The 25,618-nt window shown below is 63.9% G+C and carries 25 protein-coding genes; 12 read left to right on the plus strand and 13 right to left on the minus strand.

Features of this window, described 5'->3' with window-relative positions; all coding sequences use genetic code 11:
• Positions 1-15: 15 nt before the first annotated feature.
• Both PTE30175_RS03980 and nadC read left to right on the plus strand, forming a co-directional pair.
• The gene (locus PTE30175_RS03980; protein WP_150695772.1) at positions 16-594 is read left to right on the plus strand and encodes a MarR family winged helix-turn-helix transcriptional regulator; all 579 of its coding nucleotides are present in this window, start codon (positions 16-18) and stop codon (positions 592-594) included.
• 154 nt (positions 595-748) lie between these two features.
• The gene (gene nadC / locus PTE30175_RS03985; protein WP_150695773.1) at positions 749-1,606 is read left to right on the plus strand and encodes a carboxylating nicotinate-nucleotide diphosphorylase; all 858 of its coding nucleotides are present in this window, start codon (positions 749-751) and stop codon (positions 1,604-1,606) included.
• A gap of 21 nt (positions 1,607-1,627) precedes the next feature.
• On the opposite strand, the gene PTE30175_RS03990 is transcribed toward nadC, so the two are convergent.
• On the minus strand, positions 1,628-2,386 hold the full coding sequence (locus tag PTE30175_RS03990; RefSeq protein ID WP_150695774.1) for an IclR family transcriptional regulator: 759 nt from the start codon (positions 2,384-2,386) through the stop codon (positions 1,628-1,630).
• 151 nt (positions 2,387-2,537) lie between these two features.
• On the opposite strand from PTE30175_RS03990, the gene PTE30175_RS03995 reads away from it, so the two are divergent.
• From PTE30175_RS03995 to PTE30175_RS04015, 5 genes are all read left to right on the plus strand, one after another.
• Positions 2,538-3,809: an aromatic ring-hydroxylating dioxygenase subunit alpha gene (locus PTE30175_RS03995; protein ID WP_150695775.1), complete on the plus strand. Its 1,272-nt coding sequence runs from the start codon at positions 2,538-2,540 to the stop codon at positions 3,807-3,809.
• Positions 3,810-3,898: 89 nt separating this feature from the next.
• Entirely contained in the window at positions 3,899-4,681 is a 783-nt protein-coding gene (locus tag PTE30175_RS04000; RefSeq protein WP_150695776.1) for an SDR family NAD(P)-dependent oxidoreductase, read from the plus strand.
• A gap of 11 nt (positions 4,682-4,692) precedes the next feature.
• The gene (locus PTE30175_RS04005) at positions 4,693-5,658 is read left to right on the plus strand and encodes a PDR/VanB family oxidoreductase (protein ID WP_150695777.1); all 966 of its coding nucleotides are present in this window, start codon (positions 4,693-4,695) and stop codon (positions 5,656-5,658) included.
• Between the two features lie 103 nt (positions 5,659-5,761).
• Positions 5,762-7,012 carry an MFS transporter gene (locus PTE30175_RS04010; RefSeq protein ID WP_150695778.1) on the plus strand — a complete coding sequence of 417 codons (1,251 nt, stop codon included), beginning with the start codon at positions 5,762-5,764 and terminating at the stop codon, positions 7,010-7,012.
• 92 nt (positions 7,013-7,104) lie between these two features.
• A complete protein-coding gene (locus PTE30175_RS04015) occupies positions 7,105-8,190 on the plus strand; it encodes a porin (protein ID WP_150695779.1) in 1,086 nt (361 codons plus the stop codon).
• A 3-nt stretch (positions 8,191-8,193) separates the two neighbouring features.
• On the opposite strand, the gene pcaQ is transcribed toward PTE30175_RS04015, so the two are convergent.
• A complete protein-coding gene (pcaQ, locus tag PTE30175_RS04020; protein WP_150695780.1) occupies positions 8,194-9,135 on the minus strand; it encodes a pca operon transcription factor PcaQ in 942 nt (313 codons plus the stop codon).
• A 106-nt stretch (positions 9,136-9,241) separates the two neighbouring features.
• Between pcaQ and pcaH the strand changes: the two genes are divergently transcribed.
• Genes pcaH through pcaD form a run of 5 tightly spaced genes read left to right on the plus strand, consistent with a single transcriptional unit; the run spans position 9,242 to position 13,245 of the window.
• Entirely contained in the window at positions 9,242-9,952 is a 711-nt protein-coding gene (gene pcaH, locus PTE30175_RS04025) for a protocatechuate 3,4-dioxygenase subunit beta (RefSeq protein WP_150695781.1), read from the plus strand.
• Between the two features lie 3 nt (positions 9,953-9,955).
• Entirely contained in the window at positions 9,956-10,543 is a 588-nt protein-coding gene (pcaG, locus tag PTE30175_RS04030; RefSeq protein ID WP_150695782.1) for a protocatechuate 3,4-dioxygenase subunit alpha, read from the plus strand.
• A gap of 54 nt (positions 10,544-10,597) precedes the next feature.
• On the plus strand, positions 10,598-11,962 hold the full coding sequence (locus tag PTE30175_RS04035; RefSeq protein ID WP_150695783.1) for a 3-carboxy-cis,cis-muconate cycloisomerase: 1,365 nt from the start codon (positions 10,598-10,600) through the stop codon (positions 11,960-11,962).
• Positions 11,959-12,363 (plus strand): 4-carboxymuconolactone decarboxylase, encoded by a 405-nt coding sequence (pcaC, locus tag PTE30175_RS04040; protein ID WP_150695784.1) that lies wholly within the window; start codon positions 11,959-11,961, stop codon positions 12,361-12,363. The genes PTE30175_RS04035 and pcaC overlap by 4 nt, the downstream gene beginning before the upstream one ends.
• Before the next feature lie 3 nt (positions 12,364-12,366).
• Positions 12,367-13,245, plus strand: a complete 879-nt coding sequence (gene pcaD / locus PTE30175_RS04045) for a 3-oxoadipate enol-lactonase (protein ID WP_150695785.1) — start codon at positions 12,367-12,369, stop codon at positions 13,243-13,245.
• Between the two features lie 47 nt (positions 13,246-13,292).
• Here the strand turns inward: pcaD and PTE30175_RS04050 are convergent, their stop codons facing one another.
• The 11 genes from PTE30175_RS04050 to PTE30175_RS04100 all read right to left on the minus strand — a co-directional run bounded on the left by PTE30175_RS04050 (position 13,293) and on the right by PTE30175_RS04100 (position 25,609).
• Entirely contained in the window at positions 13,293-14,345 is a 1,053-nt protein-coding gene (locus PTE30175_RS04050) for an AraC-like ligand-binding domain-containing protein (RefSeq protein WP_150695786.1), read from the minus strand.
• Between the two features lie 194 nt (positions 14,346-14,539).
• Positions 14,540-15,784 carry a GTP-binding protein gene (locus tag PTE30175_RS04055; protein WP_150695787.1) on the minus strand — a complete coding sequence of 415 codons (1,245 nt, stop codon included), beginning with the start codon at positions 15,782-15,784 and terminating at the stop codon, positions 14,540-14,542.
• Positions 15,781-16,491, minus strand: a complete 711-nt coding sequence (gene nthB / locus PTE30175_RS04060; protein WP_150695788.1) for a nitrile hydratase subunit beta — start codon at positions 16,489-16,491, stop codon at positions 15,781-15,783. Before nthB ends, PTE30175_RS04055 begins: the two co-directional genes overlap by 4 nt.
• 49 nt (positions 16,492-16,540) lie before the next feature.
• Complete coding sequence (nthA, locus tag PTE30175_RS04065) at positions 16,541-17,140, minus strand: nitrile hydratase subunit alpha (RefSeq protein ID WP_150695789.1); 600 nt, start codon at positions 17,138-17,140, stop codon at positions 16,541-16,543.
• A gap of 77 nt (positions 17,141-17,217) precedes the next feature.
• Positions 17,218-18,720: an amidase gene (locus PTE30175_RS04070; RefSeq protein WP_150695790.1), complete on the minus strand. Its 1,503-nt coding sequence runs from the start codon at positions 18,718-18,720 to the stop codon at positions 17,218-17,220.
• A gap of 60 nt (positions 18,721-18,780) precedes the next feature.
• Positions 18,781-19,839 (minus strand): aliphatic aldoxime dehydratase, encoded by a 1,059-nt coding sequence (gene oxdA, locus PTE30175_RS04075; RefSeq protein ID WP_150695791.1) that lies wholly within the window; start codon positions 19,837-19,839, stop codon positions 18,781-18,783.
• Between the two features lie 45 nt (positions 19,840-19,884).
• Entirely contained in the window at positions 19,885-20,778 is an 894-nt protein-coding gene (locus tag PTE30175_RS04080) for a transporter (protein WP_150695792.1), read from the minus strand.
• A gap of 497 nt (positions 20,779-21,275) precedes the next feature.
• On the minus strand, positions 21,276-22,505 hold the full coding sequence (metC, locus tag PTE30175_RS04085) for a cystathionine beta-lyase (protein ID WP_150695793.1): 1,230 nt from the start codon (positions 22,503-22,505) through the stop codon (positions 21,276-21,278).
• On the minus strand, positions 22,502-24,085 hold the full coding sequence (locus PTE30175_RS04090; protein WP_150695794.1) for a rhodanese-like domain-containing protein: 1,584 nt from the start codon (positions 24,083-24,085) through the stop codon (positions 22,502-22,504). Before PTE30175_RS04090 ends, metC begins: the two co-directional genes overlap by 4 nt.
• Before the next feature lie 123 nt (positions 24,086-24,208).
• On the minus strand, positions 24,209-24,796 hold the full coding sequence (locus PTE30175_RS04095; RefSeq protein WP_150695795.1) for a cysteine dioxygenase family protein: 588 nt from the start codon (positions 24,794-24,796) through the stop codon (positions 24,209-24,211).
• A gap of 57 nt (positions 24,797-24,853) precedes the next feature.
• Positions 24,854-25,609, minus strand: coding sequence for an amino acid ABC transporter ATP-binding protein (locus PTE30175_RS04100; RefSeq protein ID WP_150695796.1), 756 nt, complete (start codon positions 25,607-25,609; stop codon positions 24,854-24,856).
• Between the last annotated feature and the right edge of the window lie 9 nt (positions 25,610-25,618).

Here is a 25,618-nt window from a genome sequence, read left to right on the forward strand (position 1 = left end):
GACGGCGAGGATGGTATGGCAGCAGCACGTTCTTCGGGCAAGGCTGGGGAATCCAGCGCGAACCCGATCCTGAGGCATTGGCGTGAAGCGGTGCCGGACGATCGTCTTGCTCACCTGGTGAAGGATGCGGCCCGTGCGATGATTCGCGGGCTGCAAATGCGCCTGGCGCAGCATGAGGTCTCGTTCGGCCATTGGGCGTATCTGCGGGTGCTGTGGGAGACCGACGGGCTGACGCAGAAGGAACTCAGCGACGAGACCGGCACCACCACGCCCACCACCTTCAGCGCGGTGTCGGCGATGGAAAAGCTCGGTTACGTCGAGCGCCGTTACGCGCCCGACAACCGCAAGAACACGCATGTGTTCCTCACGCCGCGCGGCCGGGCCCTGAAAGGCAAGCTCGTTCCGCTGGCAGAAGAGGTCAACGAGATCAGTGTCCAGGGGCTGAAAGTCACCGAGATCAACGTCGCGCGCAAGGTCCTGCTGATGATCATCGAGAACATGGCGCGCGATGAAGCCGAGTCGGATGATCCGGCGCGCCGGATTCCGTCGACGCGGGAAGTGGGCAACCTGATTGCAGCGCGCGGCGAGGAATGACGGTTCGGATTTGCCCAGGTGAAGCGCCGGCACACCGTTTCAGCGCATTCTTCGGGTGGCTATTTAATTAAATATCTAATAATATTAGGGCCGTGCAAATGCGCGGAAGCGGACGACCGCATGCCGCTTTCCCGCTCAACATACGGACCCTCAAATGGATGCAACGACCCGCACGGCACTGGTGCGCAACGTCCGCGACGCGCTCGCGGAAGACGTCGGCGACGTCGACTGGACTTCGCAATTGATCGATCCCCGCGCGCCGGCCGAGGCTATCCTCACCGTGCGCGAGCCCGCAGTACTGTGCGGCAGGCCATGGTTCGACGAAACGCTCCTGCAGGTGGACCCGCACATCACGATCGCATGGTTCGTCGAGGAAGGCGCATCGATGCGCGAAGGGCAAGCGGTCTGCAGGATCGCCGGCCCCGCGCGCAGCATGCTCACTGCCGAGCGGACGGCGCTCAACTTCCTTCAGCTCCTTTCCGGGGCGGCCACCTCGACGCACGCGATGACCCGCATCGTCGCAGGCACGAAAGCGCAAATTCTCGACACGAGAAAGACGCTGCCCGGATTGCGCCTTGCCCAGAAGTACGCGGTACGGGTCGGCGGCGGCAGGAACCATCGCCGGGGGCTCTACGACGGCATCCTGATCAAGGAAAACCACATCGCGGCGGGTGGCGGCATTAGGCCAACGATCCGGGCCGCACACGCGCTCGATGCCGGAGTGCCGCTGCAGGTCGAGGTGGAGACCCTGGACGAACTGGCCGAAGCATTGGCCGCCGGTGCCAGGTCGCTGTTGCTCGACAATTTCTCGCTGGAGCAGATGCGCGAGGCGGTGCGCGTCAACAACGGGCGGGCCGAGCTGGAAGTGTCCGGCGGCGTCACGCCGGAAACGCTGCGCGCGATTGCCGAGACCGGCGTGGACCGCATTTCCGTGGGCGGGCTCACGAAGCACGTCAGGGCTGTCGATTTTTCGCTGCGATTTTCACCGCAGCTCGCCGCGCTCCCCGCATAGCGCCGCGTCGAGCTTCAAAACTCAAGCAACCTGTTGTCCCAGTGTGCGTGACAGATTGACGGCCTCGCGTTTGAGCAATTCCGCGAACTGCTCGACCCGTTCGTCGGTCACGCGCACGCTCGGGCCGAAGATGCAAAGCGAACCCGCGATCTGATTGGCCCCGTTGAAGAACGGCGCAGCCACCGCAACGGCACCTTCGATCAGCTCGTGGCGGCTCGTTCCGTAGCCTTGCGCGCGAATCGTTTCCATGTCGGCGAGTAGCGGCGAAAGATCCTGGTTTGGCTCGGCGACATACCGGCGCAGTTCGACAGGGGAAAGCTGCATTTGGGAAAGAATGGTGCGCCCGCTCGCACCGAGAACGAGTTTTTCCCGGTAGCCGACACCCCGTCGGAAACTGAGCGGCTGCGGACTTTCCATCTCGGCCACGCACACGCGATAAATCCCATCGGGCACGAACAGCGCCACCGTTTCGGACGTTGCCTCCCAAAGGCTTCGCAGCACGGGTTGCGCGAGGTCCGCAAGGCTGTGATCGGTCATCCAGACGTGCGCCAGATGCGCGACAGAACTCCCCAGCCGGAACCGCTGCGGTTCCCCCGCCGAGGCGAGAAAGCCATTTTGCTCCAGTGTGTTGAGCAGCCGATACAACGTTGGGCGGCTGAGGTCCACGCGCGTGAGCAATTCCGCGACGGTCAGTTCCTTGTCTCCCGGCCTGAAAGCAAGAAGGATTTCGAGCGCTCTTTCCACCGCACGCACATTTTCATGCGCTTTTTTTTCCTGCATTTGAAATTTCCTTTCAATGTCCGGCCGTCCCGTTTTGCACATTCTAGAGAAACTACCTAGCGCCGACTACTTGACTTCGTGTTTTATGTCCGTAGAATGAAACTGAAGTCTCACGTAGCGGACAACATCGAATTTGATCTGGAGGATGAGCATGGACAGGAACATGTCGGAAACACTGGTGCGCACGGGCCCGGGAACAGCAATGGGCAACCTGATGCGCCGCTACTGGGTGCCGATACTTTTGGCGAGCGAGGTTGCCGAACCCGACTGCCCGCCCGTGCGCGTGCAGATCCTCGGCGAAAAGCTGCTCGCGTTTCGCGATTCCGACGGCCATCCGGCGCTGATCGACGAGTTCTGCTCGCATCGCGGCGTGTCGCTCTATTTCGGGCGCAACGAGGAAAACGGCATCCGCTGCTCGTACCACGGCCTCAAGTTCGACCGCAACGGCAACTGCGTCGAAGTGCCGTCCGCGCCGCAAGCCTGCAAGCACATGAGCATCACCGCGTATCCGTGCATCGAGCGCGCCGGCATCGTCTGGGCATATCTGGGACCGAAGGACCGCCAGCCGGCGCCGCCGGACCTCGAGTGGGTCAACCTGCCGGAAAGCCACGTGTTCGTGTCGAAGCGTCTGCAGGAGTCGAACTACCTGCAGGCGATGGAAGGCGGCATCGACACGAGCCACGTGTCATACGTGCACCGCTACGAAGTCGACGACGACCCCATGCACCAGGGCACCAAGGCGCTCGACTACATCAAGGCCGACGGCAACGTGATCTTCGAGATCGAGAAGCAGAACTTCGGCCTGACGCTGTTCGGCCGCCGCAACGGCGAACCGGATTCGTATTACTGGCGCGTCACGCAGTGGCTGTTCCCTTGGTACACGCTGATTCCGCCGTTCGGCGATCACTCGCTCGCGGGTCACGTGTGGGTGCCGATCGACGATCACAATTGCTGGGCATGGAGCATCAACTTCCGCCCGGACCGCCCGCTCTCCGAGGAAGAGCTGAGCGATCTGAACGCCGGCAAGGGCATCCACTGCGAATACGAGCCTGGCACGTTCCGGCCCAGGGCGAACAAGGACAATGACTACCTGATCGACCGCCAGGCGCAGAAAGAAAAGCGCGCGTATTCGGGCGTGTTCGGCTTTGCGATGCAGGATGCGTCGCTGCAGGAAAGCATGGGGACGATCCAGGACCACAGCAAGGAAAAGCTGCTGCCGACCGACCGCGCGATCGTGATGGCCCGCCGCATGCTGTACGAAGCGGCCACCGCGCTCGTGCCGGACACTGATCCGCCCGCGATCGATGCGGACCAACAGCGCGTGCGTGCTGCCGGCGTGCTGCTGCCGCGCGACCAGAAGCCGCAGGAATGGGCTGTCGTGCACCTGAAGGACGGCAAGGGCCAGAAGATCTACTCGATCTGACGCCCGCAGCGGCCGGGCGCTTGCCCGGCATCTCCCATCGTTCGATGGGTATTTCCACGGCAAGGAGGCCGGCGTCGCGCCGGCAGCAAATGCAGCAAAGTTCCAGACTTCAAGGCAAGGTCGCGCTCATCACGGGCGGCGGCGGCGGCATCGGCGCCGCAACGGCCAGGGTGTTCTGCGGCGAAGGCGCCGCCCTGGTGCTCGTCGACGCCAATGCCGACGCGCTCGCGAGCGCGGCCGCCTATCTGAAAGAAATCCATCCGGCGGCGCGGGTCGAGACGTGCGTGGCCGATGTGTCCAGCGAAGGGGACGCGCGCCGCGCGGTCAAGCTTGCCGCCGACGCCTTTGACCGGCTCGACGTGCTCGTCAACAATGCGGCGATGCGCAACTACACCGCGCTCGCCGACGTCACCCCGGCAGAGTGGCAGTCGATGGTGGCGGTCAACCTGATCGGCACGTCGAACTATTGCAAGGCTGCGCTGCCGCTGCTGCGCGCCGCGGGCGCCTCGAGCATCGTCAACGTATCGTCATGTTATGCGGTCACCGGCCGCAAGGGCATGGGGCTTTACGACGCAACCAAGGCCGGCATGCTCGCGATGACCCGCACGCTGGCATTCGAGGAAGCGGCGCACGGCGTGCGTGCGAACGCGGTGTGTCCCGGCTCCACGCTGACCGACTTTCATGTCAACCGCGCACAGGCGGCCGGCAAGAGCATCGAGGTGCTCAAGACCCAGCGGCAGGACACATCGCTGATAGGGCGCTGGGCGTCCCCCGAGGAAATCGCCTGGCCGATTCTCTGGCTTGCGAGCGACGAGGCATCGTTCATCACCGGCACCACGCTGATGGTCGACGGCGGCCTGTCCATCATGTGACGGTGGCTGACATGAACGATTCGACGCTTACCGTGCAGGTCGCGCGCCGGTGCATCGAGGCCGAGGGCATCGTCAGCTTCGAACTGGCGAGCCCCGACGGGCGCGAGCTGCCTGCGTTCGACGCGGGCGCGCATATCGACGTACACGTTCCCGGCGGGCTCGTGCGTCAGTACTCACTGTGCAACGCGCCACACGAGCGCTCGCGCTATCGGATCGCGGTGCTGCGCGAAGCGCAGTCGCGAGGTGGCTCGGCAGGCATGCACGACGCCGTGCGCGAAGGCGACGAGATCCGCATCGGCGTGCCGCGCAATCATTTCGCACTCGCGTCCGGCGCGGGCAGGCACCTGCTGCTCGCGGGCGGTATCGGACTCACGCCGCTGCTGTGCATGGCCGAGCATCTAGCCCGCACGGGCGGAGCCTTCGAGATGCACTACTGCACGCGCTCGCGTTCGCGCGCGGCGTTCCTCGAGCGGATCGCAAACTCGGCATGGGCGGAGCACGTGCAGTATCACTTCGACGATGAAGACGATGCGCAACGCCTTCGCGCGGACGCACTGCTCGCGCAAGCGCGTCGTGACACGCATCTCTATGTGTGCGGACCGCAGGGCTTCATGAACGCCATGCTCGACACGGCCCGCGCACACGGCTGGCCCGAGGACCGGTTGCATTACGAGTTCTTCGCGGCGCCCGCTGCCGGCGCGTCGCACGATGCGGCATTCGAGGTGCGGCTCGCCCGTTCAGGCAGAACCGTGCTGATTCCCGCCGATTGCACCGTGACAAAAGCACTGGCGGATGCCGGCGTGGATGTCCCCGTGTCGTGCGAGCAAGGCATCTGCGGAACCTGCATCACGCGCGTGCTCGAGGGCGAGCCGGATCATCGTGATCTGTACCTGGCGCCGGAAGAACAGGCGCGCAACGATCAATTCCTGCCGTGCTGCTCGCGCGCGAAATCGCGGCAGCTCGTGCTGGATCTGTAATACCGCGGTACCGCAGTACACACCCGGCGCGCCTGGCGCTGCCGGATGATCGAAACGGAAGAATATAAAGGGCGGCGCAATGCCTGCCTGACATGGAGGAGTCGTGGAAAAGGATCTGACATCTTCGGGCGAAGTATCGGGTGCGAACTGGACCGCATCGGCTGCGGTGGAAACCGAAGCGAGCCCGTTCCGCTGGGTCGCGTTGTTCATCGTGTGGGCGGCATTCCTGCTGAGTTATGTGGACCGCGTGGCGTGGAGCACGGTCGCGGCGCCCGTCGGCGCGTCGCTCGGCATCAAGGTCTCGCTACTCGGCGCGTTCGTGACCGCGTTTTATGCAGGCTACGTGATAGCGAACATCATCGGGGGCATGCTGACCGACTACTTGGGCGGTCGCGCGACGATGACGCTCGCTTTGCTTCCGCTTGGCGTCTTCACATTCGGTTTCGGCCAGACGACGTCGCTGACCATGGGCATCGTGATCCAACTGGCGATGGGCTTCGCCGCCGGCGCGGATTATTCGGCGGGCATGAAGGTGATCCCGGCATGGTTCACGCGCGACCGGGGCCGCGCGATGGGTATCTACACCACCGCGACATCGCTGGCCGTAGTCCTGGCGAATGCCATCGTGCCGTCGCTCTCGGCCAAATACGGATGGTCCAGCGCATTTCACATGCTGGGCGCTGTCACGTTCGCATGGGGCATCGTCTCGCTGCTGTTCCTGAAGAACCGGCCGGGCGGCGAGCGTGCGCCGGCCAAAAACAGCGCGAAAGAGATGCTCGGCCTGCTGCGCAACCGCAATCTGATTTTCCTTTCCCTTGCGGGCTGCGGCGGGCTCTGGGCGACGGTGGGTTTCGGCGCCTGGGGCAACGCGCTGATGACGCGGCAATACGGCATCTCTCCCGTCGTCGCCGGTTCGATCATCGCGTCCTTCGGCATCGGTGCGGTCATCGCGAAGCCGACGCTCGGCTGGATATCGGACCTGCCGGGCATGTCCCGCCGGCTCATGTCCATCCTTTGCCTCCTTGCGTTCGCCGTCATGCTGGTGATCTTCGGCATGTGTTCGACGACCACGCAGTTTTATATCGTCGCACCGGTGCTGGGTGCGTTCTCTTACGGCTACCTGCCGGTGCTGATGGCGCAGATCAGCGATGCATCCGGCAAGCGTCTCGCAGGCGCGAGCGCCGGCTGGACTAACGCGATATGGCAGATGGGCAGCGCCGTTTCGCCGCTCGCCGTCGGGAATGTATACGGCGGAACGCATTCCGTCGTGCTCGCGTTGCTGACGCTCGCCGTCGGACCGGTTATCGCCGTGGTAGCGATGCTGTTCGTCAGCAAGAACATTTCCCGGGTTTAACGCGACACGTGAAGGGCGCGTTTCATGCGCCTTTCGCTTCCAAATTTTTAAAAATTAGTAGTGCTACCAATATACACGGTCAGGAGACGGGATTGAAAACGAGCCACGCTTTTCCAGCAATCAGCAAACTTCTCACCGTCGTTCTCGGTGCGGGCGCGAGCCTCGCGGCCCACGCGCAATCCTCGGTGACGTTATACGGTATTCTCGATTCCGGCATCGAATACGTCACGCATGCGGCCAAGCAGGGCTCCGGCAACGTGCTTCGTGTCAACACCGGCAACCGCATCAATTCGCGCTGGGGGTTGACGGGTAAGGAAGACCTCGGCGGCGGGCTGCACTCGATTTTCACGCTCGAGTCGGGCATCGCGATGAACAACGGCACATTGCAGCAGGGCGGACGGGAATTTGGCCGTCAGGCGTTCGTGGGCCTGGAGAGCGACAAATTCGGCACCGTGATGGCCGGCCGGCAAATGACGCCGATGTATCGCTACTTTCTCGCACTCGACCCGCTCAACTATTCCAGCTACGGCCTGTCGGCGCAGGATGCGCAATTCGTCGGCCGCGCCGACAACGCACTCGAATATCTCGGGCACGCGGGACCGTTCGAATTCAACGCGCTTTACAGCTTCGGCTACGACTCGACCATCGCAAACGGTGCGCAGGTGCCGGGGCAATTCCGCGTCGGCAAGCAGGTCGATCTCGGCGGGCGCTATCGTCAGGGGCCGGTCAACCTGACTTTGGCCTATGAGCAGCGGCAGGGAACGAGCATCGCATCATCGGGCAACAGCGAACGCCGCTTTGTCGCGGGCGGCTCCTGGGAAATCGGCAGGACGACCCTCTACGGCGGTTACGAGCTGCTGCTCAACGACGTCGCCGCCACGCTCGCAGACGCTGCGCCGCAAACCATGGTGTTCGGTGGCGTTCGCTACCAGGTGACGCCACAGCTCCAGCTTTCGGCCGGTTCGTATTATCACGCGTATCGCATGGTTTCGGCACATGCGCTGAGTTCGGGCGTCAATGCGGACTACTGGCTGTCCAAGCGCACCGCGCTCTACACGGACCTGACCTACGTGATCAACAGCGCGAAGTCCACGTTAAGCGCGACGGGATCGACCACGCCCGTTGCGACCGGTGCCAATCAGCTGGCCGTGGTGGCCGGGATCGTGCAAAAGTTCTGAAATTCAGGACTCGTCGTTCCGGCGCGTGCGTGTGACTTCCCGAAAGGCGTTGATGAGGGTCAGTTCCGGCGGCGTCGGCACGGCGTCGTTGCGCAACATCAGGCCGACGGACTCCTCCGTGCCGCGCATTACGAAAGGCAGGGCCACCAGCGCGCCGCTCGCCACATCGTGCTGCACGGCGATCTCCGGGACGATCCAGACCAGGTCGTCGCGCAGGGTCATCGTGCGCGCCAGCGACATCGACAGCATCTCGGAATAATCGGGCAGGGCACCGACGCTGTGGCTGAGCAGGAAGCCGTCGGCGGCATGACGGATGATGGTGCCGCGCGGCGGCACGATCACGTGGCACGCGATGACGTCGGCAATCGAAACGGACGCCCGCCTGGCCAGCGGATGCGCAGGACGCACCACGATCGCCAGCGGCGTTGTGCACAGATGCTCGAACGTCAGGCCGGTCATGGCCTCGGGGTCCGACAGGCGACCGACCGCCAGCGCGACTTGCGATGACTTCAGTTGCGCCACGAGGACCGGATTCGGCCCCGTATGCACCTGCACGACCACGCCCGGCCACGTCTCGCGGAACGCCGTCAGCACCGGCGGCACGAGGGCAGCCGCGAGCGTCGGCAGGACGGCGATTTCGATGACACCCCCTGCGGCGCCCGTGGTGCGCGCCAGCAGGTCGATGCCCTGGCGCAGTGCGCTCACGCTGGCGCCGGCGTGCCGCAGGAACAGATCGGCCTGCGCCGTCGGTCGCGCGCCGTTGCGCCCGCGCTCGAACAGGCGCACGCCCAGCAGCTCCTCCAGTTCCGCGATGGTCTTCGATACCGCCGGCTGCGTAATCGACAACGCCTCGGCCGCGCGCTGCAGGCTGCCGTGCTGGGCGACAGCCAGCAGGCACTGCAAGTGCCGCAATTTGATTCGTCCGTCGAGTTTGCCTCTTTCCATTCCGTAAAGTTATGAAACGTCTAAGAAAATGTCAATAAATATATCCATTGATTATGGATATAGTGACAAATACCAGAACGTTCCCCCCATCAATGGAGTGAGACATATGTCGAGCAAGACAACCGTCCTGCGCCCGCGCGACTGGGATTCCCATCCCGGGCTGATCGACGCGGGCTACCGATCGACCGCCCTGCGCGGTCCGAAGCAATCGTTGCTGCCGATCGCACGCAATCTCGCGAACCTGCAGGCCCCCGTGTATGGGCACGACGCCGTCGGCGCCCTGGACAGCGATCTCACGCTTAACGCCGTGCGCAATGGCGAGCCGCTGGGCGAGCGCATCATCGTCACGGGCCGCGTGCTCGATGAAGGCGGCAAGCCGGTGCCCGGCACGCTGGTGGAACTGTGGCAAGCGAACGCCGCCGGCCGTTATGTGCACAAAGTCGACCAGCACGATGCCCCGCTCGATCCGAACTTCCTCGGCGCCGGCCGCGCATTGACCGATGCGCAGGGCCGCTACCGCTTCGTGACCATCAAGCCGGGCGCGTACCCGTGGGGCAACCACCTGAACGCCTGGCGTCCGCAGCACATCCACTTCTCGGTGTTCGGCCAGTATTTTGCGACCCGGCTCGTGACGCAGATGTATTTCCCGGGCGATCCGCTGCTGCAGTACGACCCGATCTATCTGGGTGTGCCCGAAGCCGCGCGCGAGCGCCTGGTCGCCAGCTTCTCGCTGGACGTGACCCAACCTGACCACGCGCTCGGCTACGAATTCGACATCGTCTTGCGCGGTGCGGACCAGACACCGATGGAGGCATAAGCCATGACGCTCAAGCAAACGCCGTCGCAAACCGTCGGCCCTTACTTCGCCTACGGTCTGGCGCCGGAACAATATCGCTATGACCTGCAAAGCGTGTTCACGCCGGCTGTCGCGACCGAGCGTGCCGCGGGAGAGGCTGTCACGCTCGTCGGGCAGGTGCTCGATGGCGCCGGCAACCCCGTCAACGACGCACTGCTCGAAGTGCTGCAGGCCGACGCCGAAGGCCGCTATGTGCAAAGCGCGGAGCAAGCGCAAGCTTCCGGTTTTAGCGGCTTCGCCCGCTGCGGCACGGGGACCGATCCGCAGAATCGCTTCGTGATCGAGACGATCAAGCCGGGCGCACCCGCAGCCGGTGAAGCGCCGCGCATCGACGTGATCCTCACGATGCGCGGCCTGCTTAACCATCTGTTCACGCGCATTTATTTTGACGACGAAGCCGCCGCCAATGTCGCCGACCCGGTGCTGGAATCGGTGCCGGCCGAGCGCCGTCACACGTTGATCGCCCGGCGCGAGACGGTTGCGGGCCGGGTGGTTTACCGGTTCGACATCCGCATGCAAGGCGACGCCGAGACGGTGTTCTTCGACGTGTAACCGACTGACATTGCGCGGCGCTTGCAACCGCGACGCGAAAGGAAGGATCTGCCGATGGATTTGCTCGATGCCCTGCTGCGCGACACGGCCTGCGCGGCACGTTTCACGACGACGGCCACATTGCAGGGCATGCTCGACTTCGAGGCCGCGCTTGCAGCGGCCGAAGCGGCCGTGGGCGTGATTCCGGCGGCGGCGGCCGCACCGATCGCCGCGGCTTGTGACGCGAGCCTGATCGACCGGGAAGCGCTGCGTGACGCAGCGGGCCCCGCCGGCAATCTCGCCATTCCTCTCGTCAAGCAACTGACCGCGCAGGTCAAGCAACGCGACGAGGACGCCGCGCGGTTCGTCCACTGGGGCGCCACGAGCCAGGACGCGATCGACACCGGGCTAATGCTGCAGTTGCGCGGCGCGCTCGACGATCTCGACGCCGACCTGAGCGGCCTGATCGCTGCGCTGGTGACGGCCGTGCGCGCGCATCGCGATACCGTCATGGTCGGCCGCACCTGGATGCAGCATGCACTGCCGATCACCTTCGGGCTCAAGCTCGCGGGCACGCTCGACGCCGTCTGGCGCTTGCATGGGCAATTGGGCGTCATCCGTGCCGAGGTGCCGTGCCTGCAATTCGGCGGTGCGGCGGGCACGCTCGCCTCGCTCGGCGACAAGGGCGCGGCGGTATCGCAGCGGCTGGCCGTTCGGCTCGGGCTGAACGCGCCCGCCACGCCGTGGCATGGGCAGCGCGACCGCATCGCCCGCGTCGCGGCGTTCGCCGCCACGCTCACGGGCACGCTGGGCAAGCTCGCGCGCGACGTATCGCTGATGGCCCAGACCGAGATCAGCGAAGTCGCGGAGGCCGGCGCACCGGGCCGTGGCGGTTCGTCGACGATGCCGCACAAGCGCAATCCGGTTGGCTGTGCCGTGATCCTTGCCGCCGCGCAACGCACGCCGCATCTCGTCGCAACGATCTTCTCGGCCATGCCGCAGGAACACGAACGCGGTCTCGGCGGCTGGCATGCCGAATGGGAAACGCTGCCCGATCTTTTGATGCTCTGCGGCGGCGCGCTCGACGCGAGCGTCGCGCTGGTCGAAGGACTCGAGGTGTTCCCCGAGCGGATGCGGGCGAACCTCGGCGCCACCCGCAGCCTGATCATGGCCGAGGCAGTAACGATGGCGCTCGGCGCATCGATCGGCCGTCTCGAAGCACACCGCATCGTCGAGACGAAGTGCCGCGAGGCGGTCGCCACAGGCCGCGAATTGCTCGACGTGTTGCGGGACGATCCGATGGTGACATCGGCATTGCCCGGCGATGCCCTGACACGTCTGTTTTCCCCTGACAACTATCTTGGCGCCGCAGGGACGTTCGTCGACCGCGTGCTTGCGCAGGTCGCGACGCCGCCGGTGCCGCTCGAGGACGCATCATGAACGACGACCAACGCTACGCCAACGGCATGACCGTGCGCCGCGCCGTGCTCGGCGACGCCCACGTCGACCGCACGCTCACGCGCCGCAACGCATTCAACGAGGAATTCCAGACGTTCATCACGCGCTATGCGTGGGGCGATATCTGGGCGCGTCCGGGCCTGTCGCGCCATACGCGCAGCCTGCTGACGCTGTCGCTGCTGATCGCGCTGGGTCGCGCGGACGAATTCCGTATGCACGTGCGTGCGGCGTTCAACAACGGCGTGACGCGCGACGAGATGAAGGAGCTGTTCATGCATGCCGCGCTGTACTGCGGCCTGCCGGCGGCCAACGCGGCATTTCACGACGCCGAGGCCGTCTTTGCCGAGATGGAAAACGTGCGCAGCGCCAACGTGCAGGAATGAACGATGCAGACACAGAAAACGATTGACGTTGGCGACGCCGCCTTGCGCGTCGTCATCGACGGCTCGCAGGACGCACCCGTGCTGCTGCTGTCGAATTCGCTCGGCACCACGCTCGAGATGTGGGACCCGCAGATGCCTGCGCTCACGCGCGATTTTCGTGTGGTGCGCTATGACACGCGCGGGCATGGCAGCTCGAGTGTGACGCCTGGGCCATACACGATTGCCCGGTTGGGCCGCGACGCTGTCGCGCTGCTCGACGCGCTCGATGTTGAGCGGGCGCATTTCGCGGGCGTATCGATGGGCGGCATGACGGGAATGTGGCTCGCGATGCACGCCGGCACACGGCTGCACTCGCTGATCGTGGCGTGCTCGTCCGCGCACATCGGCGGCGAGGACGGCTGGAACGCGCGGATCAGGGCGGTGCAGGCGGGGGGCATGTCCCCGGTGGTGGATGCCGTGGTATCGCGCTGGTTCACCGAGGCGTATTTCTGCGCTGCCGGTGACGCCATCGCGCACCTGAAAACGATGCTCGGCGGCATCGACCCGCAAGGCTACGCCGCCGCGTGCGCGGCCGTGCGCGACATGAACCTGCTGCCCGAGATCGAGCGCATCGCGACGCCTACGCTCGTGATCGGGGGCACGCAAGACTTGGCCACGCCATTGGCGATGTCCGAGGCGATCGTCGCGCGGATCAAGGGGGCGCGGCTGGTGACCGTGCCGGGTGCTCATCTTTCGAACATCGAATGTGCTGAGGCTTTCAATGCAGCGGCGACGGCGTTCTTGAGTGACGTGTCGGGTGGCGCTCGCGCTGAGCGGTTTATTGGCGGCGGTTCAGTGCGACCGCCTTCGCGGCCTCATGATCCTGAAGCTGGCGCCACATGATCACGAGGGCACCCGCTGCCTTCGGGGCGACACAGTCACCCGGCGATCTACAGGTCAGGTCTTTGCACGTCCTTGTTTCGCCATGCACGGGGAGAAGCGTTAAAACGCTCCTTGAATACACGGCTAAAATGCGACATATCGTTAAAGCCCCACCTCATTGCGATGTCGGAGACTCGCAAAATGGAAGAAATGGAAGACTGGGTGTTTGCCAGTTCTTCCGCGCACCGTTCCAGGCGCATATGCCAGACGTAGCGCATAAGAGACGTATTCTCTGCTTCGAACAGTTTGTTGATGTATCGGGCTGAGATCCCCATGGCTCGCTCCACCATCTGCGGGCCTAATTCGGGATCCTGGAGATGTTCCAGGACGAAGCCCTTCACTCGCAACAGCGTCAGCACCTTCAGCCTGGATTGGGCGATATCGTTTCGCTGCAGACTACCCAGCGTCATCGCAATCAGCGTGGTCGCCACGTCCGAGAGCCTGAGCATTTCGTCCTCGGTGACGTGGCCGATCTGCGCCGACATCCCCTCCAGGAACGTCCGCATGACGCTCCCGACGCCAATAGAGGTGTTCGTCGGGCTCGCCGTGCGACTGTCCACCCCCGCGACGAGCTGATTGAGCGTCGCCCGGGGAATACTGACGACAATCTCCCGCCACGATTGGCCGAAGTGAAGGTGATGGGGACGCGTCGCGTCGTAAAGCGCGAAGTCGCCGGGGCGCAACGTCACGATCTTGCCGTCTTGTTCGACGGACTGGCTTCCCTCAAGCATCAGCACCGCGAAGTACCTGTCCTCGTACTCGCTCCGGGCATGGTGATAACGGCGATTGACCGCCTGCTCGGCGGCATGGATCTCGGAAATGCGCAGCTTGTCGCATTTGCGCTGCCGAACCTTCCCGAAGAAATCGGCCTTCGGCACCGCCGAAATCTGGACGTCCGCAAACAGTCTCAGGATCATTTCGCGCCAGAAGTCGATGCGCTGGCTGACGGATCCATCGGTCGAGACGTCGATACACGACGAATTCCATTCAACCGGCATGCCGCCTGAGGCGGCACCCCTTTCGCTTTGACCCGCGGCGAAATCGGTCGGCTGCTTCAACATGATCTTGCCCCTACGTTGACGGGCCAAAGGATGATTTACAAGCGTGCCCGTTCAAAATTCCTCTGTCCAATCAAACGGCTTGCGCGGCAGCGGCCCCTTGCGTACAGGCGTCGGCCGGGACGTCCAGCGCCAAGTTGTAGTATAGGTTGCGCCCGGGCTTGTCCAACCGCAATGCTTGCGTCCATGGATAAGCCTTACCCTTGTTGGGGCATGGCATTCGCCTCGAAGGCGGAAACACCAGGAAGGCTTTCCCAAACCTCTGGCCCCGCCTCTATTTCAGCCATGCTCAACAAGCAAGCATCGAGTTCTGTCTTGATAGCGCGCCAATCGACAGCCTGGCCGATGAAGACGATCTCCTGACGGCAATCCCCGGCCTGGTCCTCCCATTTTTCAAGAATCCCCTGCCGGCGATAATCATCCTGCGGCCATTGAGACTGGGGGATGAATCTCCACCAGCGGCCGACATACCCCCACTGGAATCGTCCTCCGCTTTGCACCAGCATGCCGATGTCGAGGTACCGGTTGGCCACCCAGATATAGCCTTTGCAGCGCAGCAAGCGGCCGTTTGTCCAGGGGCGCCTGAGAAAAGCGAGCAGACGTCCGGGATTGAAGGGCGCCCGTTCGCGATAAACCCAGGAAGCGATGCCATAGGTGTCCGACTCCGAGGGGCGCTCGTCCGTGGCCATCCGTTGCATCCAGCCCGGCGATTGAACCAGACTCGGCAGATCGAACTTGCCCGTGTTGAGAACCTTGGAAAGCGCAACCTCCCCGTTAGCCATGGCCAGGATCTCCGCCGACGGATTCAGCGTTGCCAGTATCGAGCGCAGTTCGGCGAAGCCCGTTTCACCGATCAGGTCGAGCCGGCTGACCAAAATGACATTGGCAAACTCCACCTGTTCGATCAGCAGATCGGACAGCTTGCGCTGCTCCGCGGTACTCTCGCCGGCCTTCGCGACCGACGCCGGGGATGACAGCAACGCCTGGAAGGTTTCGCCGTTGACCACCGTGACCAGGGTATCCAGCCGGGCCAGTTCACTCAGGCTGAAACCCTGCTGGTCCAGGAAGGCAAAGGTCTCCGCCACCGGCATGGGCTCGGAAATCCCGGTCGATTCGATCAGCAGGTAGTCGAACCGCTGCTGCCGGGCCAGCGTACTGACCTGTTCAAGCAGGTCGGCACGAAGGGTACAGCAGATGCAGCCGTTGCTCATTTCCACCAACTCATCATTGCCGCGATGCAGTTCAACATTGCGTCGCACATCCTCGGCGTCGATGTTGACCTCGCTCATATCGTTGACGATGATAGCCACCTTCATGCCGGCGCGATTGCGCAGGATGTGATTGAGCAGTGAGGTTTTCCCCGAACCGAGGAATCCGGAGAGCACCGTCACCGGGATTCTCCGCACCGCCCTATCCAACGACGGGGACGAGGTCGAAGTCATGCCGGCACGCCCTGTTCGACCCGTGGAGCAGCCTGCTTCCCGGCGATTTCAGACGCCGGGGAGGTTTGCCCGACTTTGTCCAAATATCCCTCAAACAGGTCGACCACGACGAAACCGTCGTCGGCGGCATCACCCCATAGGTCCTTCACCTTGAATTCGACGTGATAGGTCGGTTGATGCACTGCGCTCTTGTCGCCATGCCCGATGGTGTCGGGGAAGGGCCATTTTTCCGTGGTGCGGTGCAGGATCACGCCTTCCTTGCCTCGCACATAGCCCGGCATGCGGATGTGTCCCGTCACATGCTCGTCACGGACCACCACCCGGTCGCCGACCTCGAACGGCGGACGGCCGGAGAGGGCGGGGCGACCTTGAGCGTGGGGCGGATTCGCCAATTTGAATTTGGCGCCCAGAGACTGATCGAGTTCATCCTGCGTCAGCACCCCGGCTTCAACCAGCAGCGTGGCCGTGGCGATGACGTAGCGTTCGTAATAACGCGTGCCGACGTGTTGGCGGACATCGATGCGCTCGACTGCGTGGCGCACTTCGTCAACACTGAACTTTTTCAGGTGGTCAGCTCCGAGGAACATCAGGCAATAGGCCAGATGTTCCCAATCTTCCTTGAAGACTGGTTTGTAGCTCGAGCTGTTGATGGTATGGGGAACCTTGCCAAAGCCTTGAAAGCCACCGAGATCGTGAAAGCCGTCCATGTCAAATCTCCAGAATGAAAGTCGAGGATTGAGGGAGTACTGCCGTTCGTCAGCTCACGCGGGGAAGCGCCACACCGATCAGAACGTCCTTGGTGACCAGCTTTTGCAGTGCTTCCTCGCTCATGTGCTCGCTGCCCTCGGGCCGGACCGGCAAGACCAGATACCGGGTTTCCGCCGTGGTATCCCAGACCTTCACGACGACGTCGTCCGGCAACTCGGTGCCCAACTCGCGCAGCACCGTGCGCCCTTCGCGAACCAGGCGCGCGCGGTATTCGAAACCCTTGTACCACTCCGGTGGCAGCCCCAGGACCGGCCAATTGGTGCAGGAACACAGGCTGCAAACGATGACGTTTTTCAGCGTGGCGGTGTCTTCCAGGGCCACGATGTATTCCCCTTGCGGACCGGTGTAGCCGAACTGGGCACATGCGGCAGTGCCATCTCCCAGCAACAACGCCCGGAATTCCGGATCCGCCCAGGCACGGGCGACAACGCGGGCTCCGTTGGCCGGGTCCCAGGTGTGCGCCATCAATTGGGTCAAGCCTTCGATATAGCCGTCGGGGATCAGATCCTTTTCCTTCAGGACCCTGAACAGGGCCCATGCCCTTTCGCCAGGCGTCGAGGTCGGTGCTTGGGATTCATGCGTGCTCATGGCGGGGACTCCTTGATGGAAAGTTGAAAAGAAAGGTCAGGTAAGGCCAAGAGAATGAGATGGCACGCGGATGTTGCTCAAAGTGCTTGCTCATACGCGTACGCGCAGCGGTAGATCGTGGCCTCGTCGAAGCGTCGTCCGACCAGTTGAAGCCCGATCGGCAGGTCGTCCGCTACGCCGCACGGCAACGACATCGCGGGGTGGCCGGAGATGTCGAACGGCGCCGTGTTGGCGAGCATCTCGAACGCGCGAGTCAACGACTCCGGAATCGGGCAGCGGGCAGGCGGCAGCTTCGACGCGCGCAGCGGCACCGTCGGCAGCAGCAGCAGGTCGTACAACTTCAGGGCTGCGTCGTAGTCGTCGCGCAGCCGCCGCGCGAGGTTCTGGCTCTTCGCGTAGTAGCGGCCGTTGTAGCGGCTCGTGAAGTATTCGCCGAGCACCATCGTCAGCTTGACCGTATCGGGCAGTTCGTCTGCCCGGGCGCGCCAGCCGGCATGATGGTCGATCATGCTCGTCATGTACATGCCGCGCCAGTTGAACCCGTGGCTGTTGCCCTTCATCATCTGCTGGGTCGCGCCCTCGGCCGCGATGGGCAGCCAGATTGCGAGGCCGGCCGCGTGCAGCGGCACCGAGACTTCCTCGACGGTCGCGCCCAGCTTGCGCAGCACCTGGGCGGCAGCGCGAACCGCCTCGTCGACGGCCGGTTCGGCGTTCGGCAGCCCGAAGCCCTCGCGCAGGATCCCGATCCGCAGCCCCGCGACCCCGTCGCGAATGCCCCCCGAGTAGTGGGTACTCGCCGGCACCTGCAGCTGCCGTGGATCGAGCCCGTCGCTGCCCGCCAGCACTTCGAGCATCAGCGCGTTGTCCAGCACGTTGTTCGTCATCGGCCCGAGATGGTCGACCGTCAGCTCGATCGGCATCGCGCCGGTATACGGGACGAGGCCGTGCGTCGGCTTCATCCCGTAGATGCCGCAGTATGCGGACGGAATGCGCACCGACCCACCCTGATCGCTGCCGATCGCCATGTCGGCCTCGCCGCTGGCCACCAGCGCGCCGCTGCCGGACGATGACCCGCCCGTCGAGTAGCCGGGCTTGCGGGGGTTCTGCACGGGCCCCGTCGCGCTCGTGTGCGAGCCGCCGGAAAAACAGAAGTACTCACAGACGGACTTGCCGACGATCGTCGCTCCTGCGTCGAGCACCCGTGTTACCACGGTCGCATCGACCTCCGGCACGTAGCCTTCGAACGTGCTCGCCCCGTTCATCATCGGCACGCCGGCGACGCAGACGTTGTCCTTGATGACGACGGTCTTGCCGCGCAGCTTGCCGTCTGGTGCGCCCTGGATGACGCTCTTGCGGTGCCACGCGCCGAAGCGGTTCTCGTCCCCCTCGGGCCGATAGCCAGGCGAGCGGGGATATTTGACGACCGGGAGGTAGTCCGGTAACGCGTCGATCGCGTCGTACGCGTCGAAGTTGCCTTGCAGCGCCTCGTCATAGCTCGTGAGTTCCTGCGCGTCGAGATGGAAGCCGAGACCGCCTGCGATCTCTGCAATCTGCGAAAGCGTTGGCCGTTTGATTGCCATGGAAAATCTCCTGATTGGAATGGCGGCGCCGCGCGTTCACCGGCGCGGCGCCCGATGCGCTCAACCGTCCGCCATCGCGGCGTCGCGCATCATGCCGGTCTGCGGGTGGCAGTTCACGTATTCGTAGAACTGGTGCTGCGCGTCGAAGACCGACACCTCGTGATATAGCCGCAGCTTCGACAGCCCGCCGATCACCCGGAAAAACGTGACGAAGATGCGCAGGTGCGTCGGGTGCGACTCGGCCCAGCGCTCGAGCCGGTCGAGCGAGCGCCAGTGCCCGATGTCGTAGCTCTCGTCCAGCAGATTGCCGTCCAGGTCGATGGACTGCACGTAGCGGTTGCTGTAGCAGCCGACGTCGCGGCCGTTGTCGCGCAGGAAGTTCATGCCGGCCCGAAGGGTCGGCTCGATCTCCTCGAGATAGAGCTTGCGCTCGTCCCCTTCGGCCTCCCGCCAGTCCTGGCCGGAGCGGATCAGCGCGATGTTGTCGTGCGCGAGCACGACCACGCGGCCGCCTCGTTCCGGGTTGCCGTGAACGATCTTCAGATCCCCGTTGGGCCGCATCCAGTCGGTCTGGGAAATCGGGAAGCGGTCGCGCATCGATCCCCAGTAGCCGTGCTCTTCGATTTCGCCGCTGACGCTGTCCATGATGGCGCCGACACCAGGGAATGCGTTCGTGAACGCGTACAGCGTCTCGAACTGCTCCGCGCGCGGCGCGACGATTTCGCGGAAGTAGCCGATGCCGTCGGCCAGCCGATCGTCTGATGCCCACCAGCCTGCGACCGCCGGTGAGGTAAGCCAACGTTGGTAGGCGGACGGGTCGCGCCAGTAGCCCAGCGCGATCAGGTTGTCGTAGCCCTGATTGTCGGTATGGTGCGTCAGGTCGTAGTGATCCGGGCCGTCGGTCGCAGCGAAATCGGCCACGACGTGCCGCAGCGCGGCGAGCGCCTTTTCCTTTCTGTCACTTCCGGAATACTGGATGCCGAAATAGCCCATCACGACCTGCTTGAGATCTTCCGACGCCCGCGCCACATACATCGGGAACGGCGGCTGGTAGTCGTCGGCGACGCGACGCGACAGCGCCCGCGGGCACTTCAGATGTTTGTCGATTGCGGATTCCATGTGTTCGGCTCGCTATGAAATGGGATGAGATGAAAGGTCTACGATTCAGAAGACGTGCACGTACCGCAGACCGGCAAGAATGCTGTTTTTCGGCCCGTTCTTGACAGTCAGGTCGGTGCCGAGCTGAAGCTGCACCTGATCTCTGCTGGTGACGAACTTCGACGCGGTCAGACGCAACCGCGTCGTGCGCTGCGCGTCGTTGTTGCTGACGCCCGCGACGCTGGTCTCGCCGCCCCAGATCTGCGTCACGCCGAGCCCGATCGAGGTGCCGGGATCCGGCATGTAGCGCACCATTGCCTGCGCGCTGTAGCTCATCCGTTGATGCAGGGTCGCGCCGGTCGGGCCGAACGACGTGTTGTTGCCGTACCAGATCGCGTCGCCGACGAGGTCGACGGCCCACTTCTCCCCGAAGTGCTTGATGTACGCCGCCTGAAAGTCCAGCGACCAGCGGTTCGCGCCGAGATTCAGAGCCCTGTTCCGGTCGTAGTTGCCGGTCGGCACGAACACGAACACGGTCGCGCCCACCGTATCCTTCGCTTCGTTCAGGCGCAGCTTCAGCGGCGCGGTCAGGATCAGATCGCCCACCCCGTTCGTGCTGCCTAGCGCGCTGGCGTTCCCGAAGCTGCTGACATGGCCGAACGGCAGCAGGAACTGAGGGTCGATCGTCAACGTATCGGTCAGCGCGAACACGTGCAGCAGACGTGCGATGCCGACGTTCGACTGCAGGTCGAAGTCCGACGTCTTGTTGCCGTTCGTGTAGAACGCGTTGGTTGCCGAATAGTTGTAGTACAGGGCGCCGATGGTGGCGCCGACCGGAAACTGCTCGTAGTCGCCCGGATCGACTTCGACCGCGCACGCATAGTGCGACGCGACGAACAAAATCGACGAACAGACCACGTTCGCGATGTACTTCAACTTCAATACCTTTCTGCCTTCCATGAATACCCCTCACCGTGACGTGCAAATACGACCGAGACCTGCGTTCCAGAAAACACTGGCTGCGTTGGTCTTCGCTTGAGAATGAGGATAGAAAGAAAAAATTCGGGGTTCTGTTTCCGGGCGGAACAAGAAATGTGCTGCGACAGGCCTGGGGAACTTTGGTCAACGTGCGCCAGAGCGCGGACGATGTCGGGAACGGTCACGTGACGAGACGGTGCGCATCATTGCGAGTGCTTCGGCGCGAGCGCCCGGCACGCAATGCAGTGTTTTGGATAATTGCGCGTTACCGTCTGGCGCGTGGTGGAGCGCTTTAGCAGACGGCGTTTTTGGCGGGATCAGGAAGCAAACAAGCCCTTGATTTCTCAAGGGATTGTTTGTTGTGGTTGGGCTGATGCCGGACTTGAGACACTTGCCAGCCTCACACCGAGACGCCCTCGAAGGCGTCGGTACTCATGCCGCCCAACGGTGTCCGCAGTCGGGCGATGCCGATACGGAATTCAAAGCATGGCACGCATAAACGCCTGAGCCATATCCTCGATCAAATCATCCGGATCTTCGAGGCCGATGTGCAGCCGTACGATGGGGCCAGCGCCCGACCAATCGGTCTGCGTGCGTGTGCCGGCGACTTTCGACACCGTCGCGAGACTCTCGAATCCGCCCCACGAAGCGCCGATTCCGAACAGCGTCAGCGCATCGACAAAGCGCGTGGCCACCTCGGCCGAAGCCGAGCGGAATTCGAACGACACCAGTCCGTTTGTGCCGCGGCAATCGCGTTGCCATAACGCATGACCGGGATGCGTCGGCAGTGCAGGACAAAACACACGTGCGACAGCATCATGCGCCGACAACCAATCCACCACCTTCAGCGCGTGCCGCTCGTGTACCGCCAGACGCGCAGCGAGCGTGCGCGTGCCGCGCAACACCAGATACGCGTCGTCGGGACTCACCGCCGTGCCCTGGGCATCGCTCATTGTCGCCAGCGGCTGCCAGGCTTCGCGCGTCGTCGTCACGGTGCCCATCATCACATCGGAATGGCCGCTCAGGTACTTCGTCGCCGCCATCACGGACACATCCGCGCCCAGCGCCAACGGACGATATTGCAGACCCGAGCCCCATGTATTGTCGGCCACAAGCATCGCACCGCGCGCGTGCGCCATTTCGGCCACGCGCGGCAAATCGCAGAGTTCGTAGACAAGCGAACCCGGGCACTCCACGTAGACCATCTTCGTGGCAGGCGTGAGCTTTCCTTCGAGATCGATGCCATCCGCCTTGAAGAAGACTGGCTCGATACCGAACTGACGCATGAACGTGCTGGCGAAATGACGCACCGGCTGGTACACGCAATCGGCAATCAATACCTGATCGCCGGGCTTCAGGTACGTCATGAAAACCATCGAGATCGCGGCGAGTCCGGTCGGGAAAAGGCGCGTGCGATATCCGCCTTCCAGGGCAGCCACAACGTCTTCGAGAGCATACCCGGTCGGGTTGCCGCGCGCACCGTACGTGAACAGGCGTTCGGTACCGCGTCGGCGCCGCGCGTCATCCATCGCTCCCATCGAATCGAACAGGACGGTCGATGCGCGCACGACCGCCGGATTGACGGCACGGCCGCCCTCAAACTGCGGCGACGTGCCGCCCTTCACCAGCCGCGTGGCTTCGCGCAAACGGCGAGCGGCAGGCGCCGGAAGCGGGTCGGGGGTGTTCGCGTCGAGAGGTGCGTTGCTCATGACTGTGATTCCTTGAGGCCGACCTTGAAGGCGTCGCGCTCCTGCCTATCGAGTTGTGCCAGCAGCCCGGTTTCCCAGGCGAGGTATTGGCGCGCGGCCGCCTTGTTGCCGTCGTGGCGGTCATGCACGAAGAACAGATAATCGATGCAATCGGCGTCGGCAGGCAAGTCCGGCGTCGCCTCGACGGGCAAACCGGCGTCGCGCCATGCTTTGATACCGCCGGCCAGCACCGACACCGTGCCGCGGTTTTCCCACTCGGTGGCCGCGAGATCGGCCATGCGCGGTTCATCGGCGATGATGACGACGTGAGCGTCCCCGAACGATGCGGCGATTGCCGGGAGACGCGGACGAACGCCCCATGCCGCGCCAGGGAGATGCGCGTGCCGGTAGGCCATGCTGGAACGCACGTCGAGGACGCGCATTGCGCCTGCTTTGATACCGTCGGCCAGCTGTTGCGCAGTGACCGCTGCGAGCGCCGGCAGGGCCGCAGGGATGAGCGGCGGCACCGACGCACCGCTGGCGAGGCCGTTCTGCAGCACATGGGCGTCGTGGCCGAGCTGGCGCAGCCAGCTGGCAACGATCGGCGCGCGGATGCCGTCGCTGTCGAACAGCACGAGACGCGCATGGCGCACGCCCACATACTGGTCGGTCGCCTGGATCAGTTGACCGCCTGGCGTATGCTGCGCCCCCGGCAGGCTGCCCATGGCAAATTCCTCCGGCGTGCGAACGTCGCAGAGAAACACGCTGCGCATGCCTTCGGATGCCCAGCTGGCAAGCGTGGCCGCATCCACCGTTGGCACCGCTGCCCGAGCCGCAAGACGCGCGCTTGCGGCGCGGCGTGCGGGCAGGGTGTCGTCTGCAATCGTCGCGCCATAGCGGCGCGTGCTGCCGTGCTCCAGCGCGAAGTCTTCGAGGAACCACCCTTGGGTGCCGTTCTCCAGTGCCATCACCCGATTGGGCACGCCCAGATTGATCAGCGTTTGCGCGCCAATGATGCTGCGGGTGCGCCCCGCGCAATTGACCACGATGGTCGTGTCAGCGTCGGGCGCGAGCGTGTCGATGCGATAGCCGAGTTCGCCGTTGGGGCAGCATATCGATCCCGGAATCGTCATCTTCAGATATTCACTGAAGGGGCGTCCGTCGACCACCACGACCTTGCTGCCGTTCGCTTGCATCTCGGCCAACTGGCGCGCCGTCACGCGCGGCGTGTGGTATTGCAACTCGACAAGTTCGCCGAACGTTTTCGACGGCACGTTGACGCCGGCGAACAGCGCAAGGCCGGCTTGGGTCCAGGCTTGCGTGCCGCCTTCGAGTACGTGCACGGCGGTGTAGCCCATGCGTGTCAGCCGGTCCGCTGCCCGTACGGCGACGGTGGCGTCCGTGTCATAGACGACGAGCCGCACGGTTTTTCGCGGCGCGACGCGCGGTATGTCGATCTCGAGCCGGCTATATGGCAGCGGCACGCCATAGAAGAGGTGCGCTTCGCCGTACTGGCCGTGCTCGCGCACGTCGAACAATGCAATTTCGGCGCCGTCGTGCAGCCACGCCTTGAGGTTTTTTGCAGTGACAAACGATGTCATGACGAGTGTGATGTCGCTTCGAAGAGATGAGCGTGGCCACACCGCGTGCGCAACACGCGGCGTGATCGGGCGGGCCCGCCGCCGGACAGGGCGATGCTTGGGCCGCGCGCGGCGGCCGGTCAATCAGCGGCGCGTCTTCACGCCGATGTCCATGACTTGATAGCGGCCGGTCGCGAGATCGAACGTGATCCGCTCGGTGAGCGTCTCAAGCGCGCGGCCATACATGTGCAGATGCCGAATTGGCGCGTCGCCCTGGATCTCGACCGCGTGAATGTCGTCGGACGCGAGGGCAATGCCCTGGCCCGGACCGACGACCACGGTGTCGGTCACTTCCAGCGTGCCGAGCCCGGGCGTGGCGCCGTCGTCGGTGCGGCGGTAGACGTAGTTGTACTCGGTGCCATCGACCGCCGCGATGCAGGCCCACGTGGTGTGGTTGTGCGGCGTGATCTTCTTGCCGGGACGCATGACGTTCAGGTACAGCGCATAAGTCTTGTCGGCATCTTCCTGAATCAGGTAACGGGCTTGCAGCTCGCCGTCGGCAGGCGGCGGGAACTCGCCTTCGCTCCAGAGTTCAGGGCGCGCGGCAAGTCGCTTGAGTGCGCCCAGCACGGTGTCGAGCGCTTCGCGCGTCTCGCCTTGCGGTGCAAGGGCAGACTTCATCTGCGCGATGGCTTCGTGGACGGCGGATTGGCGTTCTTGCGGCAGTGGCATGACAGTGTCTCTCGTTGTTGAATGCAAAAAGGCGGATACGGGCGGCGCGCGTGCGGCTCAGGCGGCAACGGCGCAGTCGCGAACCCCCGGGCGTACCACATCCTGAAGAAAGCGTTGCGCGCGCGCATGCGCCGGTCGGTCGAAGAACTGCTCCGGCGGCGCATCTTCCAGCAACTGCCCCTGGTCCATGAACCAGACGCGGCTGGACACGTCGCGGGCAAAGCCCATCTCATGGGTGACGATCACCATGGTCATGCCTTCCTCGGCGAGCCCGCGCATGACCTGAAGTACTTCGGACACCATCTCGGGGTCGAGCGCGCTCGTTGGCTCGTCAAACAGCATGAGCGGCGGTTTCATCGCGAGTGCCCGCGCAATCGCTACGCGCTGCTGCTGTCCGCCAGACAGATTGGCCGGCATGGCATCGATCTTGTGGGCGAGGCCCACTTTCGCCAACAGCATTTCCGCTTGCGCGATGGCTGCGTCGCGCGACATGCCGAGTACCTTGGTGGGCCCGAGCGTCAGGTTCTGCCGCACCGAGAGGTTCTGGAACAAATTGAAGCTCTGGAACACGAAGCCGATGCGCGCACGCAACTGGTTGACGCGAACGTCGCGCGCATTGACGTCGCGGCCTTCGAACAGGATACGGCCGCTCTGGATGGCTTCGAGCCGCGTGACGGTCCGGATCAGGGTCGATTTCCCCGAGCCCGACGGCCCGCAGACGACCACGACTTCGCCGCGGCCGATGTGCGCGTCGATGCCCCCCAGCACTTCGACCTCGCCGTAGCGCTTATGGACTTTTTCGAAAGAAAGCATGAAGGTCTC

This window comes from Pandoraea terrae, from assembly GCF_902459695.1.
Taxonomy (GTDB): Bacteria; Pseudomonadota; Gammaproteobacteria; order Burkholderiales; family Burkholderiaceae; genus Pandoraea; species Pandoraea terrae.

Bases quoted from the DNA above. Each gene is read 5' to 3' on its own strand.
- PTE30175_RS03980 (WP_150695772.1), top strand. From the start codon at position 16: ATGGCAGCAGCACGTTCTTCGGGCAAGGCTGGGGAATCCAGCGCGAAC.
- nadC (WP_150695773.1), top strand. From the start codon at position 749: ATGGATGCAACGACCCGCACGGCACTGGTGCGCAACGTCCGCGACGCG.
- PTE30175_RS03990 (WP_150695774.1), bottom strand. From the start codon at position 2,386: ATGCAGGAAAAAAAAGCGCATGAAAATGTGCGTGCGGTGGAAAGAGCG.
- PTE30175_RS03995 (WP_150695775.1), top strand. From the start codon at position 2,538: ATGGACAGGAACATGTCGGAAACACTGGTGCGCACGGGCCCGGGAACA.
- PTE30175_RS04000 (WP_150695776.1), top strand. From the start codon at position 3,899: ATGCAGCAAAGTTCCAGACTTCAAGGCAAGGTCGCGCTCATCACGGGC.
- PTE30175_RS04005 (WP_150695777.1), top strand. From the start codon at position 4,693: ATGAACGATTCGACGCTTACCGTGCAGGTCGCGCGCCGGTGCATCGAG.
- pcaQ (WP_150695780.1), bottom strand. From the start codon at position 9,135: ATGGAAAGAGGCAAACTCGACGGACGAATCAAATTGCGGCACTTGCAG.
- pcaH (WP_150695781.1), top strand. From the start codon at position 9,242: ATGTCGAGCAAGACAACCGTCCTGCGCCCGCGCGACTGGGATTCCCAT.
- pcaG (WP_150695782.1), top strand. From the start codon at position 9,956: ATGACGCTCAAGCAAACGCCGTCGCAAACCGTCGGCCCTTACTTCGCC.
- PTE30175_RS04035 (WP_150695783.1), top strand. From the start codon at position 10,598: ATGGATTTGCTCGATGCCCTGCTGCGCGACACGGCCTGCGCGGCACGT.
- pcaC (WP_150695784.1), top strand. From the start codon at position 11,959: ATGAACGACGACCAACGCTACGCCAACGGCATGACCGTGCGCCGCGCC.
- pcaD (WP_150695785.1), top strand. From the start codon at position 12,367: ATGCAGACACAGAAAACGATTGACGTTGGCGACGCCGCCTTGCGCGTC.
- PTE30175_RS04050 (WP_150695786.1), bottom strand. From the start codon at position 14,345: ATGTTGAAGCAGCCGACCGATTTCGCCGCGGGTCAAAGCGAAAGGGGT.
- PTE30175_RS04055 (WP_150695787.1), bottom strand. From the start codon at position 15,784: ATGACTTCGACCTCGTCCCCGTCGTTGGATAGGGCGGTGCGGAGAATC.
- nthB (WP_150695788.1), bottom strand. From the start codon at position 16,491: ATGGACGGCTTTCACGATCTCGGTGGCTTTCAAGGCTTTGGCAAGGTT.
- nthA (WP_150695789.1), bottom strand. From the start codon at position 17,140: ATGAGCACGCATGAATCCCAAGCACCGACCTCGACGCCTGGCGAAAGG.
- PTE30175_RS04070 (WP_150695790.1), bottom strand. From the start codon at position 18,720: ATGGCAATCAAACGGCCAACGCTTTCGCAGATTGCAGAGATCGCAGGC.
- oxdA (WP_150695791.1), bottom strand. From the start codon at position 19,839: ATGGAATCCGCAATCGACAAACATCTGAAGTGCCCGCGGGCGCTGTCG.
- PTE30175_RS04080 (WP_150695792.1), bottom strand. From the start codon at position 20,778: ATGGAAGGCAGAAAGGTATTGAAGTTGAAGTACATCGCGAACGTGGTC.
- metC (WP_150695793.1), bottom strand. From the start codon at position 22,505: ATGAGCAACGCACCTCTCGACGCGAACACCCCCGACCCGCTTCCGGCG.
- PTE30175_RS04090 (WP_150695794.1), bottom strand. From the start codon at position 24,085: ATGACATCGTTTGTCACTGCAAAAAACCTCAAGGCGTGGCTGCACGAC.
- PTE30175_RS04095 (WP_150695795.1), bottom strand. From the start codon at position 24,796: ATGCCACTGCCGCAAGAACGCCAATCCGCCGTCCACGAAGCCATCGCG.
- PTE30175_RS04100 (WP_150695796.1), bottom strand. From the start codon at position 25,609: ATGCTTTCTTTCGAAAAAGTCCATAAGCGCTACGGCGAGGTCGAAGTG.